Origin of the sequence: Pseudomonas sp. BN607, assembly GCF_029871175.1 — a bacterium.
GTDB lineage: Bacteria > Pseudomonadota > Gammaproteobacteria > Pseudomonadales > Pseudomonadaceae > Aquipseudomonas.
The window spans coordinates 1-17,901 of sequence record NZ_SSOE01000062.1 but is presented as its reverse complement, the minus strand read 5'-3'; the positions used below and the strand labels follow the sequence as shown (position 1 = coordinate 17,901).

Genomic DNA, 17,901 nt, shown 5'->3' with positions numbered 1-17,901 from the left:
TAACCAAAAAACGCTGCGCTCCCATCATCCGGCCCCTGCGCTGCGCTCCGGGGTTCCCTCACTCCGGCATTGCTCCCGGCAGGACCGCGCCGAAGGCCCCATCCTGGGGCCTCAGCGCTTGACGGGCATCCATGCCCGTCACCTGCCTCCGCAATGCCTGCGTTCGGCCTCCTGAAGTCGCGAAAGTCAAGATCAAGATCAAGATCAAGATCAAGATCAAGATCAAAAGCCTGAGCCTGAGCCTGAGCCTGAGCCAGCGACACACTCACAGTATGGGGCGGGCAGTTGAATTTGTACTGGGCACCGACCAGCGGATTCTAAGCGACGGAAGCAAATTCGCACCCATTTGCAGTTGCTCCACGCGACGTGGCGCCTTAGACTGCCGCCCCCTGTAAAAGAGTGCCAGTTGGCGCTTGAAGAATTTCGCTGCCGATGCCAAGGCGTCGGTGGCACCTGAATCGCCCAAATGCACATTTTTTCATAGAGAAATCGATGACCAAGGAACAGTTGCTGGCCATGTCGGCCGATGACTACATGAACGCCGACCAGCTGGCCTTCTTCACTGAGCTGCTGCAGGCGATGAAAGTCGAAACCCATGAACGCATCGAGCTCAGCCGCACCACCATCGAAGGCCTGGACACTCCGTCGGACCCTGCCGACGTGGCCTCGGTCGAAGAAGAGCGTAGCTGGCTGGTAAATGCCATCGACCGCGACCAGCGCCTGCTGCCACAGCTGGAGATGGCGCTGGACCGTATTGCCGACGAAAGTTTCGGCTGGTGCGATGACAGTGGTGAACCCATCGGCCTGAAGCGCCTGCTGATCAGCCCGACCACCAAGTACTGCATCGAAGCCCAGGAACGCCACGAGCAGCTCGACCGTCACCAGCGCCAGGTCTGACCCCGGGTGTGGTGAGAGGCCCCACGGAGCAATCCCTGGGGCTTTTTGCGTTTTTCGCTGGCCCCGGTTTTGTTGCTCCCGGCGTAACACTGCTGTACCGGGATGCGCTGTTTTCGCGTGAAGGGCAGGCGTATCATGGCTTTATCGTTAGGGTGCTAATTAAATTCCGGAGGGAATGATGAATAGCCGAGTCGATGTAGCCGTGATGATTGGTTCAGGTGTGCCGTCTACCCTGCAGGCGGTGGGAAAGCGCATCTGCTGGGTGGTACTGGTCAATGGCGAGCGCCGTGGTACTGCCTTCGCCACGCGTGAAGAAGCGCTGGAATGCCAGGCGGCTTGGCAGCAGCAGCTGAAGAAAGGCCTCGCCGCCTGAAAATGTTTATTGCCTCTCGACGTGTTTCAGTGTTTTCGGGCATATTTGTCCTACAGTAAATGCGCACATGGATACCAGGGCTTGTCTTCTTGCAGGCTCGCTCCCTTGGTTGCATTTGCTGGCGAGTGATCTTGGGCATCACGCTTCCCGGGCCGGGAAAGGGCCAAGCGCCTTCGGTTGAAGGCGAATCTGGCACATCAGAGTAAAGATTCCTGCACGCTGCATCGTCAGCGGGCACAGACATTTCGTATATCGCTTTATTACTCTTTTCGCCTATCGATAAGAAATGGCCGTGCCTCCCCGGGCTTGGGTGAGGGCGGGTTGTAACCGGTTGAGGATTACTTCATTGGCAGTCAGCACACTTGATACCCATGCGTTGTTCGCCCTGGGCGACTTGCGCGGTAAATTGGCCCAACTGTTCCAGGGCCGCTTCATCTATGTGACCGAACAGAATCCCGAAGGCCTGTACATGGCCGAAATCGACACCGAAAGTGCATTGGTGGTCGATGACAAACAGCGCCTGGAGCTGAAGGTGGGCGACCACTTCCGCGCTGCCGTGTTGCCCAGCCGCGAAGGCGGCAAGCTGGAGATGCGCTTTCGCGAGATCAAGTTGAATGTGTATGGCGTGGGTGATTACGCATTCGTTTCCGTGCCGGAAGGCGAAGGCATTGTATTCCGTGAAGGCCACGGCGTGATGCTGGTGTTCGCCGCGCAGCAGCAAGTGCAGGAAGGCCTGGGCAAGTTGCTGAAGGCAGTAACCGGCAAAGTTGCCAAATGGCGCAAAGGCGAACTGACCACCTTCAAGGCCAGTGAATGACCGATGCTGACGACGCGCCTGCCACGCGGGCGGAGTTTCATCGGCAGCACCTGGCAGATGCCGTGGCCGACGCCGAGCGTTTGCTGGCCAGGCGCGCGGCGTTGCAAGGCGCTTGGTTGAACTGGGTGGCGGCTGAGCTATACAGGCTCAGCCCGCCGCCTTATGCCGCCATGGTCCGCCGCGAGTTGCAGCGCCTCAGCCAAAGCTGAAGCGGTAACCCCATCAGTTGCCGCGGTCGCTGCCGCTGCTGACCTCTTCGGGCACCGGTTCTTTCGCCATGCGCTTGCGAAACAGTGCCGCCCGCGCCAGCAACAGCGTGGTGACCGGCACGGTGATCGACAGCAGGATCGGGATCAGCCACGCGTGCAGCACCGGCGCGTCCTTCAGCCACGAAAAGTAGATGATCGAGGCCAGCGCTACACACCAGGCGCCAATGGTCGAGGCCAGTGCGGGCGGATGCATACGCTGGAAGTAATCCTTCAGGCGCACCAGGCCCACCGCGCCAATCAGGGCGAACAGGCTGCCCGTCAGCAGCAACACAGCGGTGACCAGTTCCAGCCAGAACGGCAGTACCAGGGTTTCAGTCATTCGATCACCTCACCGCGCAGCAGGAACTTGGCCAGGGCAAACGAGCCGACGAAGCCGAATAGCGCAATCAGCAGGGCACCTTCGAAGTAGGTGTCACTGGCATAACGGATCCCAAGCACCAACATTGTCAGCATGGCCAGGATGTACAGGTAGTCCAACGCCAGCACCCGGTCCTGAGCGGAGGGGCCGCGGAACAGGCGGATCAGCGCCAGGCCCATGGCCAAGGCGAAGATGAACAGGCTGGCAAGGACCGCACTCGAGAGCAGGCCTGTCATTGGAAAATCTCCATCAGCGGGCGTTCGTAGGTGTCCTTGAAGTGCCGGATGAAGGCCGCTTCATCATCCAGGTCGAACACATGCAACAGCAGCACGGTGCGGTCCAGCGCCAGCTCGGACCAGACCGTGCCGGGGACTACCGTGGTGATCATCGAAAGCGCGGCCAGGCCGTGCGGGTCGCGTAGGGCCAGCGGGACGTGGACGAACGCCGAGCGTGGCATCTGTTTGCCGGCACGCAACACGCCAAGCGCCACCTGCACGTTGGACACGATCACATCCATACCGACCCGGCCGATCAGGCGGGCGATGACCAGGGGCCGCCGCACGTGCGCATGCTGCGGACGTAACGGTGCCATGAGCAATGGCGCCAGCACGCCAAGCGCGGCGCCCAGCAGCAGATTGCCGGGGCTTATCGAGAGGTTCAACAGTAGCCATAAGCCGAACAGCGAGACTGATAGCAGTGGGGCAGGGAACATTCGGCTCATGGCTGCACCTGTACGTCGAGCGAGGTGGGGCCAGGAATGGGCCGGGCGGCCATCACGGCCTGGATGTAGGTGTCAGGGGCCTGCAGACTGGCAGCGGTGTCCTGGGTGTAACGCAGCAGCGGCTCGGCCTTCAGGCTGAGGATGATGCACAGGCCAAGCAGGATGACGATCGGCAGGCATTCATAGCGGCGCAGCACCGGTGACGGGCGCTCCTCAGGCTTCCAGAAACGCTGGATGCCGACCCGGCCAAAGGCGATCAGCGAGGCCATGCCGGACAGTATCAGTAATGCCACCAGCGCCCAGCTGGCGGCACCCAGTGGCTGCTCCGTCGCAACCCCCAGACCCAGCGGGTTGAACAGTGCACTGATCAGGTTGAGCTTGCCGACGAAGCCTGACAGCGGTGGCATGCCAATGATCAGCAGGGCGCAGGCGATGAAGCTGAGGCCGAGGAAGGCCATGGTCCACGGAATGATCTGGCCGATCACTGCCTTCTGCTCATCATCGAGGTTGATGCCCTTGGGTGGGTGCAGCGATTCCAGTGGCGGCGGCATGGCGTCTTCTTCTTCGTCGAGCGGCGCTTCATTGGCCGAGCGCGAGCGTTCGACCAGTTCGGCGAGCAGGAACAGCGCGCACAATGCCAGCGTAGAGTTGACCAGGTAGAACAGTGCCGCGCCGGTCAACGCCGATTGGGCGAAGCCGACTGCTCCGAGCAAGGTCCCAGCCGAAACCAGGATGCTCAGCGCAGCCAGGCGCTCCAGGCGTTGCGCAGCCAGGATCGACGCTGCGGCCACCGCCAAGGTAACCAGGCCGCCATACACCAGCCATTCACCACCGAAATGCGCCGAGGCCCCGGCCTGCCCAGAGAACAGTAGTGTCCACAGACGAAGCACTGCGTACAGGCCGACCTTGGTCATGATGGCGAACAGTGCCGCCACCGGGGCACTGGCCGAAGCGTAGGCCGGGACCAGCCAGAAGTTCAGCGGCCAGATGCCGGCCTTGACCAGGAAGGCCGTGGCCAGGATGGCGGCGCCGGCGTGTAGCAAACCGCGGTCGGCCTCCGGCACCAGCGGGATCTTCAGCGCAAGGTCAGCCATGTTCAGGGTACCGGTCACACCGTACAGCATTGCGGCGCCGATCAGGAACAGCGACGAGGCGAACAGGTTGATGGCGATGTAGTGCAGGCCGGCACGCACCCTGGCACGGCCCGAACCATGCAGCAACAAGCCGTAGGAGGCAGCCAGCAGCACCTCGAAGAACACGAACAGGTTGAACAGGTCTGCGGTCAGGAAAGCACCGTACAAGCCCATCAGCTGGATCTGGAACAGCGCATGGAAGCTGGCCCCGGCACTGTCCCAGCGGGCGCGGGCAAACAGCAGCGCGCTGAAGCCGATGACCCCGGTCAGGGTCAACAGCAGGGCCGAGAGGTGGTCCACTACCAGCACGATGCCGAATGGCGCCGGCCAGTTGCCCGGCAGGTACACACCAATCGACTCTGCCTGGCCCTGGGTGCGTACCCACAGCAGCAGGCTGACGGCGATGGCCAGGCCGGCGAAGGTCGACAGCAGGTTCAGCCGGGCCTTGAGCCGCCGGTGCTTTTCACCCAGTAGCAACATCACCGCCGCCGTCAGCAGCGGCAGCAGGATGGGCGCGACGATGAGCTGACTCATGCCATTCATTCGTCACGCTCCCGGCCATCCACGTGGTCGGTACCGGTCAGGCCGCGCGAAGCCAGCAATACCACGAGGAATAGCGCGGTCATGGCGAAGCTGATGACGATGGCGGTGAGCACCAGTGCCTGCGGCAGCGGGTCGGTATAGTGCAGCAGGTCCTGGGTGACGCCGTCCTTGATGATCGGTTCCTTGCCGATGAACAGGCTGCCCATGCTGAAAATGAACAGATTGACCCCATACGACAGCAGGCACAGGCCCATGATCACCTGGTAGGTACGTGGGCGCAGGATCAGCCACACCCCCGAAGCGGCCAGCACACCGATGGCGACTGCAATGACTTCTTCCATCAGGCGGCTCCTGCTTGGCTGGTTTTTGCCGGGTTGCCCGGGCGGTAGGCGCGCACGGACTGGTGCGCCAAGGCGGTGAGGATAAGCAGGGTCGACCCGACCACCACGGTGTACACGCCGACATCGAAGAACAGCGCGCTGGCCACGTGCACATCGCCCAGCAACGGCAGGTGCAGGTGAGCAGTGTGGGTGGTGAGGAACGGGTAACCCAGCAGCATCGCGCCGATTCCGGTCAGGGTCGCGCACAGCAGGCCGGTGCCCATCCAGCGCAGCGGCCGCAGGCTCATCTGTGCCTCGACCCACTGGGTACCGGCCACCATGTACTGCAGGATGAATGCCACCGACATCACCAGACCCGCGACAAAGCCGCCGCCCGGCTGGTTGTGGCCGCGCATGAACAGGTACATCGACACCAGCAAAGCGATCGGCAGCAGCAGGCGCACCAGCACCGCCGGCACCATCATGAAGCCCAGCGCGGTGTCGGTGGCGTGCCGTGGGTTGATCAGGTCGGTGACCACATCCGGTGCCAGCTGGCGCTGCTGTGCCGGCAGCTGCATGCTCTCTTTCGGAGGGCGGAAGCGCCGCAGCAGGGCGAACACCGTCAGTGCCACCGCCACCAGCACGGTGATCTCACCGAGGGTATCGAAGCCACGGAAGTCGACCAGCATCACATTGACCACATTGGTGCCACCGCCCTGGGGCAGTGCGCGGCTCAGGTAGAACGAGGAAATGTCATTGGGTGTTGGCCGGGTCAGCATGGCGTACGACAGCAAGGCCATGCCACCACCGACCAGTATCGCCAGCAGCAGGTCGCGCAGGCGGCGCATGCGCGCGCGCTCCAGGCTACCGGGCAGCGGCGATACGCCTTCGATACGCCGCGGCAACCAGCGCAGGCCCAGCAGGATCAGCACAGTGGTGACCACTTCCACCACCAGTTGGGTCAGTGCCAGGTCGGGGGCTGAGAACCATACGAAGGTGATGCAGGTCATCAAACCGCAGACACTGACCATGATCAGTGCCGCCAGGCGGTGGTACTTGGCCTGGTAGGCGGCGCCGATGGCGCAGGCAATGGCGATCAGCCACAGCGCGACAAACACGCCGGAGCCCGGAATCTTCGGTCGGTCGCCCCAGCTCAGGCCGCTGTAGAGCATGGGAGTGAGGCCGGCGATGAAGGCGGCAACCACCAGCATGAATAGCTGCGATTGCAGGCGGCGGGTGGTGAACAGGCGCTCGACGCGCCGCGCCAGCAGCATCAACTGGACCTGACCGTGTTCGAACAGCCGCTTGCCGTTGAAGCGCTCGATCAGCGGTGGGTAAGGGAAACGCCCCAGGCGCAGTTGCTTGCGCAGGAGCAGGTACAGGACGATACCGCCGCTCATGGCCACCAGGCTCATGATCAGCGGGGCATTCCAGCCATGCCAGATGGCCAGGCTGTATTCCGGCAGCGTGCCACCTACGACGGGCAGGGCGGCAGCGGCCAGCAGTGGCCCGACCGACTGGGCGGGGAAAATGCCTACCAACAGGCAAGTGAGTACCAGCAACTCGACCGGTGCACGCATCCAGCGCGGCGGCTCGTGGGGGGTGTGGGGCAAGTCCTGGGCGGTGGGGCCGAAGAACACATCGACGGTGAAGCGCAGGGCATAGGCCACGCTGAAGGTGCCGGCCAGGGTGGCGATCACCGGCAGCGCGGCCTCGACCCAGGCGGTGGAGCTGATGAACACCGTCTCGGCGAAGAACATTTCCTTCGACAGGAAGCCGTTCATCAATGGCACGCCGGCCATGGAGGCGCTGGCGACCATGGCCAGGGTTGCGGTGTACGGCACCAGGCGGATCAGGCCGCTGAGGCGGCGGATGTCACGGGTACCGCTTTCGTGGTCGATGATGCCGGCCGCCATGAACAGCGAGGCCTTGAAGGTGGCATGGTTGAGAATGTGGAATACGGCGGCAACGGCGGCCAGTGGACTGTTCAGACCCAGCAGCAGTGTGATCAGGCCCAGGTGGCTGATGGTCGAATAGGCGAGCAGGCCTTTGAGGTCGTTCTGGAACATGGCGGCAAAGGCGCCGAGCAGCAGGGTGATGGCCCCGGCACCGCCGACGATCCAGAACCACTCTTCGCTACCGGAGAGTACCGGCCAAAGACGCGCCAGCAGAAACACCCCAGCCTTGACCATGGTCGCCGAGTGCAGGTAGGCCGATACCGGTGTGGGCGCCGCCATGGCGTGGGGCAGCCAGAACTGGAAGGGGAACTGGGCGCTCTTGCTCAGGGCGCCGGCCAGGATGAGCGGCAGCAGCACCGGATACAGCGCGTGCTGGCGGATGGTGTCGCCGGCAGCCAAGACCTTGTCCAGGTCGTAGCTGCCGACCACATGGCCGAGCAGCAGGGCCCCGACCAGCAGGCACAAGCCGCCTGCGCCGGTCACCATCAGCGCCATGTAAGCGCCGCGGCGGGCGTCGGCACGGTGGTGCCAGTAGCCGATCAGCAGGAAGGAGAACAGGCTGGTGAGTTCCCAGAAGAACACCAGCTGAATCAGGTTGCCGGAGATTACCAGGCCCAGCATGGCGCCCATGAAGGCCAGGAAGAAGGCGAAGAAGCGTGGTACAGGGTCTTGCGGCGACATGTAGTAACGCGCGTACAGCGACACCAGCGTACCGATGCCCAGCACCAGTAGCGAGAACAGCCAGGCGAAGCCGTCCATTCGTAGTACCAGGTTCAGCCCCAGGCTGGGCAGCCACAGGAACTCTTCGCGGATCACGCCACCGTGGGCAACCTGAGGGTACAGCAGTGCTACCTGGACGGTACCGACCAGGGCTACGAGCCCGGCAAGAATGGACTCGGCGTTACGTGCGTTGTGCGGCAGCACGGCTGCCAGGCAACTGCCCACGAACGGCAGAAGCAATAGCACTATCAAAGACATAGCGGCCTATTCTGGAGAAGTTTGCAAAGAATCATACGTGCCGGGGTGTTGATCACCAACACGCAAGCTGTCGCAGAATCCTACAAACAGGCTGTGACAAGCTGTTTTTTTATAACAGTTTTTTACAGAGCATAGCCGCTGTTGACCGCTTTAGAGCCCGGCCTGGCGTTCGCCTTGTGCCTGCACGTCGCGTACTTCGGCGGTGTCGCGGGGGCGGCGGACCTTGAGTTCGCTGACCACCACCGCAATCACGATCAGCAGGCCGCCGAGCAGCGCCACGCCTGGCAGGCGCTCCCCGGCAATGCGCCCGACGATTCCGGCCCATACGGGTTCGCCGGCGTAGATAAGGGTGGCGCGGGTGGGCGAGACCGATTTCTGCGCCCAGTTCATCGCCACCTGGATCACCGCGCTCATGGCACCCAGGCCTACGGCGCTGGCCAGCAGCAGCCAGGAGAAGTCGGGAATGCGCTCCTGGGTCGGCACGATCATCAGGAACGCCAGCAGCGAGGCGGTTGCCAGTTGCACCACGGTGACCCGGCGCACATCGACCTGGCCGGCGTAGCGGCTGATCAGGATGATTTCGGCGGCAATGGCCACGGCGCTGACCAGGGTTACCAGTTCGCCCTCACTGAAGTGCAGGCTGCCGCCCTCAGGACCTGCCAGCAGCATCAGGCCGATAAAGGCCAGGCAGATGCCGATGCTGGGCATAAGGCCTGGTCGCCGACCAAGTACCAGCCACTGCAGCAATGGCACGAATGGCACGTACAGCGCGGTGATGAATGCCGACTGGCTGCTGCTGATGGTTTGCAGGCCCATGGTCTGCAAGCCGTAGCCGAGCATGATCGACACGCCTATCAGCATGCCCGCCTTCAGTTCGGTGAAGGTCAGCCCTGGCAGTGAACGCGCCGACACCACGCCCACGAACAGCGCGGCAGCCGCAAAGCGCAGGCCGACGAAGAACATCGGTCCGCTGACAGTCATCACGTTATGCACCAGCAGGAAGGTGCCGCCCCATAACATGGTGATGAACACCAGCACCAGTTCGGCCTTGCTCAGGCGAAAGGTAACGGCGGGGGTGGTTTGGCTGCTGGGCTTGCTCATGGTCTTGCACACTCGGCGGAAGGCGGCGCACAATCGCCGCAAAGTGGGCAGTATACTGCGCAATCCCGATCAGTGAGCAATATAGTGCACAAAGATTCCGCGCACCGTGCCTCGGTGCTCCAACATGTCAGCCTCAATGTACGCAGCCTGCGCAACGCCGCCGCCATGAGCCAGGCGGCGCTGGCTGAGCGCTCAGGGGTGAGCCGGCGCATGCTGGTAGCGATCGAGGCGGGCGAAAAGAATGTGAGCCTGACCACCCTGGACTTGATTGCCGAAGCCTTGGGCGTGGCGTTCAGTACCCTGATCCAGGCGCCGGACCAGCGTGACCCCGGGCGCATCGAAGAGCTGGCCTGGGCGGGCGTGCATCCACAGAGCCGGGCGGTGCTGCTGGGTACCAGCCCGGCACGACGCGAGGTGGAGCTTTGGGAGTGGACCTTGGCTCCTGGCGAGCATTATGCCAGCGAGGCAGATGCCGAAGGCTGGAGTGAGCAGATCTATGTGGCCCACGGGCAGCTGACGCTGATCATCGAGGGGGTCGAGCATCGCCTGCAGGTGGGACAGTTCCAGGTGTTCCCCAGCAACTGCCGGTATGCCTATCGGAATGATGGCGAGGTGGCGGTACGCTTTGTGCGCAATGTGGTGATCTGAGGTTCGGGGGAGGGGCGTAAAGCGCCCCAACCTCTCAAGCTGTATCAGCGGTCCAGCAACTCATCGGTCTTCACCACCCTGGCATAGGCAAACGCCAACGCAGCCATTGCCGAATCATGCACCTGCGCTGCCGGTACCTGCTTGCCGTTGAATTCCAGCGGCAGTGTCGCGCAGGCATCATGCGCCACGGTCACCTCATAACCCAGGTCGGCTGCTGCACGGGTGGCGGCGTCGATGCACATGTGGCTCATGCTGCCGACGATGGTCAAGGCCTCGACACCATGCCGGTCCAGCGTGTGTTCGAGGTCGGTGCCGAGAAAGGCGTTGACCTTGTGCTTGAGCACCACCGGTTCGCCCGTGACCGGTTCGACCTTGCGGTGGATGGCAGCACCCGGCGAACCCGGGGCGAAGAACGGCGCATCGGCGCTGTCGAACTCATGCCGCACATGCACCACCAGGTCGCCGCGCTGGCGGGCCGCCGCCAGCAGTCGGGCGGCGTTGTCGGCTGCCTGGTCAGCGCCTTCAAGGGCCCATTTGCCGCCCGGAAAGTAGTCGTTCTGGATATCGATGATGATCAGCGCCTGCTTGTTCATGCTGCCTCCTCTGGCAGTAGTCGTTGGATGCCGTTAGTTATAGGCTGTGTGCACTGAGCTGAGGATTGGCACGAACGACACTATGCGGGCAAAAACTGACACCCCAGCCAGCCTGGACATTGGTCTGTTGCTGTACCCCGGCGTGCAGCGTGCCGCCGTGCATGGCCTAGCCGACTTGTTCCTGGTGGCCAACCGGGTAGCTGCCGAGCTGGGCGCCGTCGAGTTGCCGCGGGTGCGTATCAGCTTCTGGCAGGCCAACGAGGCGGGCCAGTTGCAGCCCGCCCCCGACAGCCCTGCCAGCGACGTGCCGGGCCTGCGTGTACTGATCATTCCGCCGAGTCTCGAATCGACCCCGCAGGGCGACCTGCTGGAGCGCCACCGCACGTCGTTGTGCAGGCTGCACGAGCGCGGCACGGTACTGGCGTCGGTGTGTATCGGCGTGTTCTTCATCGCTGCCAGTGGCCTGCTGGACGGGCGCCCAGCCTGCACCCACTGGAACTACGTGCATGCGCTGGCCCAGCGCTTCCCCAAGGTACGGGTGGAGACCCGGCAGCCGCTGCTGGACGACGGCGACATCGTCACCTCGGCAGGCTTGATGGCCTGGACCGACCTGGGCTTGCGCCTGCTGGAGCGTTTTCTGGGGGCGACCGTGGCGCGGGAAACCGCCCGCTACCTGGCGGTCGAACCCGTTACGGCGCCGTTGCCCGGTGCGTTGTTCAACCCGCGCCTGGATCACGGCGACGAGGCCGTGTTGAAAGTGCAGCACTGGTTGCAGGGTAACGGCGGGCAGCACGCTGACCTTGCTGGGATGGCGGCCTGTGCGGGGCTGGAGGAGCGAACATTCTTGCGACGCTTTCGCGCTGCCACCGGGTTGCGCCCGACCGAGTATTGCCAGCAGGTGCGGGTGGGGCGGGCGTGCCGCTTGCTGGAGTTCACCCGACGCAACGTCGAACAGATCGCATGGGGAGTCGGTTATCAAGACCCGGGCGCGTTTCGCAAAGTGTTCCAGCGTATCACTGGTTTGACGCCCAGCGACTATCGGCGGCGCTTCGCGGTATCGGGATAGGCCTTCAAGAAACCACTTGACCTTGACTTAACTTGAGGTTTTACCCTGCACGGCATTGCGCTGCATGCGCCCGTAATCAGGAGACTGTCGATGTCGGCAAAGCCTCAAGCCCTGTGGTTTACCCAGATGATCGAATACGAAGTGGCCAGCATGTGCCAGCAAGCCTTGGCCGAGGCCCTGGTGGCGCGTAGCGAAGCGCTGGCCGCGCGGTGCGAGGGCCTGCAGGGGGTCAGCATCCAGGCCAGCGACGATGGCAGCCGGGTGTTGCAGTACCTGCAATGGCAGTCCCGCCAGGCCTGGGCGGCTGCGGCCGTGGACTTCATCGAGGAGCCATTCCTCGACCTGCTGGGCCGGCATCAGGCACGTGGCGTGAACTTTGCCGCCTACCAGACCTTGCGTAGCCTGGTGCGTGGTGTCGATGGCGGCCTGCTTTGCCAGGTGGGTGAACCTCAGGCATACCAAGGGGCATAGTGCGGGTAGTGGTCCAGGCGGGCGCCGATGACCATTTCGCTGATCCACGCGGCGAGGATCGAGCTGTAGGCTTTCTGACTCTGTTCGCTGGACAGGGCGTGGTCTGCCCCGTCGACGATGCGATGAGTCAGCGAATGGGCGCTGACGAATGCCGAGCGGTAATTCATCAGCGTGCTGTGCGGTACATAGTCGTCCTGCTCCGATTCCACCAGCAACACATCCCCGGCGAATTCGGCGCAGGCCGCCAGCGCACGGTTGTCCCCTGGACCGAGCGGGCGCTGGCGGTAGGCGTTCAGTCGTTGGCGGTCGAGGGCCTGCTTGGGGCTGCCCCATTCGTCGTCCCAGTACATCGCGGGTACCCGCAGCGCCAGCCATTTGACCGGCCGTTCGCGGCTCAGCAGGGTAGCCAGGTAGCCGCCATAGCTGCTGCCGATGATGGCGATGGCGCTGCTGTCGACGGCCGGGTGGCTGACCAGCCGGTCGTAAGCCACCAGAAGATCTTGCAGGTTCTGTTCTCGGGTGACGGTAAGACGCTGGCTCTCGGTTTTTTCGTGGCCGCGCAGGTCGAAGGTCATACACACGCAGCCTAGCCCGGTGATATGCCGGGCACGGGCCAGGTCGCGTTGCTGGCTGCCGCCCCAGCCATGCACGAAAAGGATGCCCGGCATTTTGCTGCCGGGGCTGACCAAGGTGCCGACGATACGGTCGTTCTCGACCTGTAGTTCAACGGTTTCACTCTGAATGGTCATGCTCGCGAATTCGCGCAAATTTGCTGAGTTGTCCGAGTTCACTGTCGTTTCCTTGGTAGAAAAGGGTGGCGTCAACCGGCAGGTCGGGTGTACCGAAGACTTCGTGGGTGGAGGCACGCACGCGCTGCAATGCCGGGTCATCGGCAAACGCCTGCAGCGCCAGCAGTTCGGCACTGCTGGCACCGCCCAGGCGCCAGGATTGTTCGAGTACGCCGCAGCGCAGGTGGCCTGAGGCGTCGCTGCCGCGGGCGATGTCATAGTTGCGCCGTGAGGCGACAAAGCACGGGAAATGTTGCTCGGCGGCCTTTTCGTAAGCCATGGCCTGGTTGATGGCCAGGCGCAGGTGGTCTTCCAGCGGCATTTGCAACAGGGCCTGGTAGTCGCCACGGACTACCACCAGGTCGGAACCGCCGTAGACTTCAGTGCCCTGATGGTCGCGGGTCAGCTGCTGGGTGCCATGGTAGCTACAGGTCAGCCCGGCGACACGCACCTGGCCGACGCTGAAGGTCTGGACGTCGCTCAGGTCTTCTTCCAGTACCAAACCCCATAGCGCCAGCTGCTGGTCGTCCATCCTGGCCAGCAGTGGCTCCAGTTCATCTGCCACGGTGATCACCTGTTGCCCACGGCCTGCGCAGGCCAGCACCGGTTTGATCCGCAAGGGGCCATCGCGCAGTAGCAACTGAGCTGCGTTACGCGCATCGTTCTTGCTGAACACGGTGTAGCCGCGCAGCAGCGCGTCGCACGCCTGCAAAGCGAAACCATCGGTCCAGCCCGGTGGGAAGGTGGCCCCGGCCGGTAGCGGGTGTGAAATGGCCTTTGTCGCCATGTACGGCTGGGACACCATGCCACCAAACAGGTCCTGTTCGCTGCGAATGCCCAGAATTGCAGCGCGCTTGGGGTCGGTCAGGGTCTCTGTAGGCAGGTAGTAGTAATCATCGGCGGCATTGGGCGGTTGCTCGGGCAGCTTGTGCGGGCAACCCAGAAGTCGTCCCAGGCCTTCGGCAATCTTCAGGTGCACGGCATGCTCGTGCTCGGGCGTGTGTTCGCGGGTGTCGAGCAACACCACGGCAGTTTTCGGGGTGCAGGCACTGGGCATGGTCAATTGCCTGTGTGCAATGAATGTACAGTGTGTGAAGGCCTTGCTTTGGGGAAGTTCAGCGGAAGTTGATCAGTGGTTCTGATGTAGGACGCGTCCGGTTCGCGCCGGGGCGATTGCAGGGCCCTGACGGCTGTTCCATTATCGGCGTATTAGATCAATCGTGATGTAGCCGCAGGAGAGCGCATGAGCGTCCAGACCACCCTTGAACAAAGCGTGCCACAGCGTCTGGCGCAAGTGCGCCAGGCCATGGCCGTAGCCGGCATCCATGCCTTGCTGGTACCGTCGGCCGACCCTCACCTTTCTGAATACCTCCCCGGTTACTGGCAGGGGCGCCAGTGGCTATCTGGGTTCCACGGCTCGGTAGGCACGCTGGTGGTCACCTCCGGGTTTGCCGGTCTGTGGGTTGATAGCCGCTACTGGGAACAGGCCGAGCACGAACTGGCCGGCAGCGGCATCGAGCTGATGAAGCTGCTGCCGGGCAAGCCCGGTGCACTCGAATGGCTGGGTGAGCACGTCGAGCCTAACGGCAATGTTGCGGTGGATGGTGCAGTCATGGCCTTGGCCTCGGCGCGTCAGTTGGCAGAGCGCCTGAAACTGCGGGGGGCGCGGCTGATCACCGACAAGGACCTGCTGGGCCAGGTCTGGAGCGGGCGTCCGGCGTTGCCAGCCAACCCGGTTTATCAGCACTTGGGGCCACATGCCACGGTGAGCCGGGCGGAAAAGCTGGCGCAATTGCGCCAGGGCATGCAGGCCAAGGGTGCCGACTGGCACTTCATTGCTACCCTTGACGACATCGCCTGGCTGTTCAACCTGCGCGGCAGCGACGTTTCCTACAATCCGGTGTTTCTGGCCTTTGCCCTGATCAGCCAGCAGCAGGCCATCCTGTTCGTTGGCCAGGACAAGGTGGATGAGCACTTGCGTCAGGTGCTGGCGGTCGACGGTATCGAGGTGCGCGACTACAGCGAAGCAGGGCAGGCACTGGCAGGCGTTCCTGCGGGGAGCAGGCTGCTGGTGGACCCGGCCCGGGTCACCTGCGGCCTGCTGGATAACCTACAGGCAGATGCCGTGCTGGTGGAAGGGCTCAACCCGACAACCCTGAGCAAGTCATGTAAAGGCGATGACGATCTGGTGCATATCCGCCAGGTCATGGAGCAGGATGGTGCGGCGTTGTGCGAGTTCTTTGCCTGGTTCGAGGCGAACCTCGGTCGAGAGGTGATTACCGAGCTGACCGTTGACGAGCAGTTGAGTGCAGCGCGGGCCCGGCGCCCGAACTTCGTGTCGCTGAGCTTCTCGACCATTGCTGCCTTCAATGCCAATGGCGCGATGCCGCATTACCGCGCCACCGAGCAGTCGCATGCGCACATCGAAGGTGACGGCTTGCTGCTGATCGACTCGGGCGGGCAATACCTGGGCGGTACCACCGATATCACCCGCATGGTGCCGGTGGGGATCCCGAGCCAGGCACAGAAGGAGGACTGCACCCGTGTGCTCAAGGGCATGATCGCGCTGTCGCGCACCACGTTCCCGCGTGGGGTGCTTTCGCCGTTGCTCGACGCCATTGCCCGGGCCCCGATCTGGGCTGACCAGGTCGACTATGGCCATGGCACCGGCCATGGGGTGGGCTACTTCATGAATGTGCACGAGGGGCCGCAGGTGATTGCCTACCAGGCAGCAGCTGCACCCCAAACGGCGATGCAGGCGGGCATGATCAGCTCGATCGAACCGGGTACCTACCGCCCTGGGCAGTGGGGCGTGCGCATCGAGAACCTTGTGGTCAATCGTGAGGCGGGCAAGAGTGCCTTTGGCGATTTCCTGTGCTTCGAGACCTTGACGCTTTGTCCGATCGACACCCGCTGCCTGTTGCCTGAGCGGCTGTCGATCGAAGAAGTGACATGGCTGAACCAGTACCACGCCACCGTGCGTGAGCGCCTTGCACCAAGGCTCATGGGCGATGCGCTGGCCTGGTTGCATACCCGTACCGCGCCGCTATGATCGGCACATGAAGAAGGGCAGCTCGCGAGCTGCCCTTCTTCTTATTTGCAGATGACGATCATGCTACGGCTGGTGTAGCCCGCCGGATTGATGCCGAACAAGTAGTCGCCGGCCTCTTCATCGCTATCGCCCGAGCGCGCAATGACCCGATAGCCGCGTGTGCTGCAGGAGCTTGCGGCTTTGCTGTAACAATTGTCCCACGAGGAGGAAAGGCCGGAGCAGTTGATATGCAGGCCCTTCTTGCCCCTTTTGACCTCAGTCTTGGCTGTGGCGGCACATCCAGCAATTGCCAAGATGGCCAGGATGAGAAAAATACGTTTCATTCCTGTCCTTAAATGCAGGGCGGATCAGTTGTCAGGCCCTGTCGTTATCGCTTCGGTTCTTCCTGAAAATTCCCCAGCGTCCGTGTTCGGTCCAGTAGATAGCGTAAAGATGATGATTCTGTGACAGCTTAATCAGCGAGATGGGTCCCTACAATCACTAATGCTGTCCCAAATGAAAATATTTCTCATATCAGTCTGCAGCGATTGTAGGGCTGGGCTCTTTGCGCATCGAAAGGGTAGTGCCGACTGATGCGGTAATGATTGCCAGGATCGCCAGCCATTGGGTAACCGTCAGCACTTCACCGAGGAACAGCAGGCCGGACAAGGCGCCGAAAGCCGGCTCGATGCTCATCAGCGTACCGAAGGTGCGTGCCGGAATACGCGTGAGTGCGACCATTTCCAGGCTGTAGGGCAGGGCGGTGGACAGCACGGCAACGGCCAGGGCCATGGGAATTACGGCGGGCGTGAGCAGTGCGCCGCCTGCATGGGCGATACCGATAGGGGCTACGAACAAGGCCGCGACTACTACGCCCAGTGCCGCACTCTGGATGCCGTGCTCGGCCCCGGCGCGTTGCCCGAACAAAATGTACAGGGCCCAGCAAACGCCTGCGCCCAGTGCATAGGCGGCGCCCACCGGGTCGAGTGACTGGCCGCCGTGCCCCGCCGGCAGCAACAGCAGCAAGCCGGCGATGGCCAGGCCGATCCACAGGAAGTCGATCGCTCGCCGCGACGAGAAGATTGCCACCGCTAGCGGGCCGGTGAACTCCAGTGCCACGGCGATACCGATCGGTACCGTTTGCAGGGCCATATAGAAGAGGAAGTTCATGCCGCCCAGTGCCATGCCATAAATGACCACGTTGCGCAGGGTATTGGCAGTCATGGATACCCGCCATGGGCGCAGTATCAGCAGCATGATGATGCTGGCAAAGATAAGCCGCAGGCTGGTGGTGCCTTGCGCGCCGACGATGGGGAACATGCTTTTGGCCAGGGAGGCACCGGACTGAATCGATGCCATGGCGATTAGCAGTAGGCCGATCGGGAAGAGGGTAGCGGCCAGGCTGCGGGGCTGGGTGTTCATTTAGATGAGGCGATCCTTCGGGAAAAGTGGGGTTGAGCAATATAGTGCGCAATTATTGGGCGAGGGGGCAAGGCGTGTGAAGGGCAGCTCACCATCCTGACACCGCTTTTTGCGCAGAGGCCTAAATTGTTGAAATTAAAGGTTGACCTGTAAAATATCAGCCCTATAATGCGCACCATTCCAACGCGGTGGCGAAGCAAAGCAAGCCATCCCGTTGAGTCAAGTGTTTGAAGCTAAACGAGTTTCTCGCAAAAAACTTCAAAATAAACGCTTGACAGCAAATGAGGACGGCGTAGAATGCGCGCCTCGGTTGAGACGAAAAGATCTTAACCAAACGCTCTTTAACAAATTGAATCAAGCAATTCGTGTGGGTGCTTGTGAGTACGGACTGATAGTCAAAAAGATTATCAGCAT

General features: G+C 62.5%; 21 protein-coding genes. 9 read left to right on the top strand and 12 right to left on the bottom strand.

What is annotated here, in order from left to right; translation table 11 throughout:
* Positions 1 to 492: 492 nt before the first annotated feature.
* From E8E68_RS19855 to E8E68_RS19840, 4 genes are all read left to right on the top strand, one after another.
* Positions 493 to 897, top strand: coding sequence for a TraR/DksA family transcriptional regulator (locus E8E68_RS19855; RefSeq protein WP_003250099.1), 405 nt, complete (start codon positions 493 to 495; stop codon positions 895 to 897).
* 178 nt (positions 898 to 1,075) lie between these two features.
* Complete coding sequence (locus tag E8E68_RS19850) at positions 1,076 to 1,270, top strand: hypothetical protein (protein ID WP_110748159.1); 195 nt, start codon at positions 1,076 to 1,078, stop codon at positions 1,268 to 1,270.
* Positions 1,271 to 1,616: 346 nt separating this feature from the next.
* Positions 1,617 to 2,087 (top strand): hypothetical protein, encoded by a 471-nt coding sequence (locus E8E68_RS19845; protein ID WP_110748164.1) that lies wholly within the window; start codon positions 1,617 to 1,619, stop codon positions 2,085 to 2,087.
* Positions 2,084 to 2,296: a hypothetical protein gene (locus E8E68_RS19840; protein ID WP_280344039.1), complete on the top strand. Its 213-nt coding sequence runs from the start codon at positions 2,084 to 2,086 to the stop codon at positions 2,294 to 2,296. Before E8E68_RS19845 ends, E8E68_RS19840 begins: the two co-directional genes overlap by 4 nt.
* A gap of 13 nt (positions 2,297 to 2,309) precedes the next feature.
* On the opposite strand, the gene E8E68_RS19835 is transcribed toward E8E68_RS19840, so the two are convergent.
* The 7 genes from E8E68_RS19835 to E8E68_RS19805 all read right to left on the bottom strand — a co-directional run bounded on the left by E8E68_RS19835 (position 2,310) and on the right by E8E68_RS19805 (position 9,468).
* On the bottom strand, positions 2,310 to 2,675 hold the full coding sequence (locus tag E8E68_RS19835) for a Na+/H+ antiporter subunit G (protein ID WP_110748170.1): 366 nt from the start codon (positions 2,673 to 2,675) through the stop codon (positions 2,310 to 2,312).
* Positions 2,672 to 2,950, bottom strand: coding sequence for a K+/H+ antiporter subunit F (locus E8E68_RS19830; RefSeq protein ID WP_110748175.1), 279 nt, complete (start codon positions 2,948 to 2,950; stop codon positions 2,672 to 2,674). The genes E8E68_RS19835 and E8E68_RS19830 overlap by 4 nt, the downstream gene beginning before the upstream one ends.
* On the bottom strand, positions 2,947 to 3,435 hold the full coding sequence (locus tag E8E68_RS19825; RefSeq protein WP_266034893.1) for a Na+/H+ antiporter subunit E: 489 nt from the start codon (positions 3,433 to 3,435) through the stop codon (positions 2,947 to 2,949). Before E8E68_RS19825 ends, E8E68_RS19830 begins: the two co-directional genes overlap by 4 nt.
* Entirely contained in the window at positions 3,432 to 5,111 is a 1,680-nt protein-coding gene (locus E8E68_RS19820; RefSeq protein ID WP_266034890.1) for a monovalent cation/H+ antiporter subunit D, read from the bottom strand. The genes E8E68_RS19825 and E8E68_RS19820 overlap by 4 nt, the downstream gene beginning before the upstream one ends.
* Positions 5,108 to 5,452: a Na+/H+ antiporter subunit C gene (locus E8E68_RS19815; RefSeq protein WP_003250128.1), complete on the bottom strand. Its 345-nt coding sequence runs from the start codon at positions 5,450 to 5,452 to the stop codon at positions 5,108 to 5,110. The genes E8E68_RS19820 and E8E68_RS19815 overlap by 4 nt, the downstream gene beginning before the upstream one ends.
* Entirely contained in the window at positions 5,452 to 8,367 is a 2,916-nt protein-coding gene (locus E8E68_RS19810) for a monovalent cation/H+ antiporter subunit A (protein ID WP_280344034.1), read from the bottom strand. The genes E8E68_RS19815 and E8E68_RS19810 overlap by 1 nt, the downstream gene beginning before the upstream one ends.
* Positions 8,368 to 8,517: 150 nt before the next feature.
* Positions 8,518 to 9,468 (bottom strand): DMT family transporter, encoded by a 951-nt coding sequence (locus E8E68_RS19805; protein WP_266034884.1) that lies wholly within the window; start codon positions 9,466 to 9,468, stop codon positions 8,518 to 8,520.
* Positions 9,469 to 9,552: 84 nt separating this feature from the next.
* Between E8E68_RS19805 and E8E68_RS19800 the strand changes: the two genes are divergently transcribed.
* Positions 9,553 to 10,116, top strand: a complete 564-nt coding sequence (locus tag E8E68_RS19800) for a helix-turn-helix domain-containing protein (RefSeq protein ID WP_280344030.1) — start codon at positions 9,553 to 9,555, stop codon at positions 10,114 to 10,116.
* A gap of 44 nt (positions 10,117 to 10,160) precedes the next feature.
* On the opposite strand, the gene E8E68_RS19795 is transcribed toward E8E68_RS19800, so the two are convergent.
* Positions 10,161 to 10,709 carry a cysteine hydrolase family protein gene (locus E8E68_RS19795; protein WP_110748193.1) on the bottom strand — a complete coding sequence of 183 codons (549 nt, stop codon included), beginning with the start codon at positions 10,707 to 10,709 and terminating at the stop codon, positions 10,161 to 10,163.
* Between the two features lie 82 nt (positions 10,710 to 10,791).
* Here E8E68_RS19795 and E8E68_RS19790 point away from each other — a divergent pair, with 82 nt between their 5' ends.
* Together E8E68_RS19790 and E8E68_RS19785 are read left to right on the top strand one after the other, a co-directional pair.
* Entirely contained in the window at positions 10,792 to 11,775 is a 984-nt protein-coding gene (locus E8E68_RS19790) for a helix-turn-helix domain-containing protein (protein ID WP_266034877.1), read from the top strand.
* Between the two features lie 90 nt (positions 11,776 to 11,865).
* Positions 11,866 to 12,246, top strand: a complete 381-nt coding sequence (locus E8E68_RS19785; protein WP_280344024.1) for an antibiotic biosynthesis monooxygenase — start codon at positions 11,866 to 11,868, stop codon at positions 12,244 to 12,246.
* Here the strand turns inward: E8E68_RS19785 and E8E68_RS19780 are convergent.
* Positions 12,225 to 12,995 carry an alpha/beta fold hydrolase gene (locus E8E68_RS19780; protein WP_266034873.1) on the bottom strand — a complete coding sequence of 257 codons (771 nt, stop codon included), beginning with the start codon at positions 12,993 to 12,995 and terminating at the stop codon, positions 12,225 to 12,227. The genes E8E68_RS19785 and E8E68_RS19780 overlap by 22 nt on opposite strands.
* Positions 12,979 to 14,097, bottom strand: coding sequence for a DUF3182 family protein (locus E8E68_RS19775; RefSeq protein WP_280344019.1), 1,119 nt, complete (start codon positions 14,095 to 14,097; stop codon positions 12,979 to 12,981). The genes E8E68_RS19780 and E8E68_RS19775 overlap by 17 nt, the downstream gene beginning before the upstream one ends.
* A 180-nt stretch (positions 14,098 to 14,277) precedes the next feature.
* Here E8E68_RS19775 and E8E68_RS19770 point away from each other — a divergent pair, with 180 nt between their 5' ends.
* Positions 14,278 to 16,086: an aminopeptidase P family protein gene (locus E8E68_RS19770; protein WP_266034866.1), complete on the top strand. Its 1,809-nt coding sequence runs from the start codon at positions 14,278 to 14,280 to the stop codon at positions 16,084 to 16,086.
* Positions 16,087 to 16,127: 41 nt separating this feature from the next.
* Here E8E68_RS19770 and E8E68_RS19765 read toward each other — a convergent pair whose 3' ends face one another.
* Both E8E68_RS19765 and rhtA read right to left on the bottom strand, forming a co-directional pair.
* Positions 16,128 to 16,409: a hypothetical protein gene (locus E8E68_RS19765; protein WP_016714998.1), complete on the bottom strand. Its 282-nt coding sequence runs from the start codon at positions 16,407 to 16,409 to the stop codon at positions 16,128 to 16,130.
* Positions 16,410 to 16,599: 190 nt separating this feature from the next.
* Entirely contained in the window at positions 16,600 to 17,487 is an 888-nt protein-coding gene (gene rhtA / locus E8E68_RS19760; protein WP_266034857.1) for a threonine/homoserine exporter RhtA, read from the bottom strand.
* Positions 17,488 to 17,701: 214 nt separating this feature from the next.
* Here rhtA and E8E68_RS19755 point away from each other — a divergent pair.
* Positions 17,702 to 17,901 (top strand): hypothetical protein (locus E8E68_RS19755; RefSeq protein WP_280344012.1); only part of this gene is annotated, 200 nt, incomplete at its 3' end.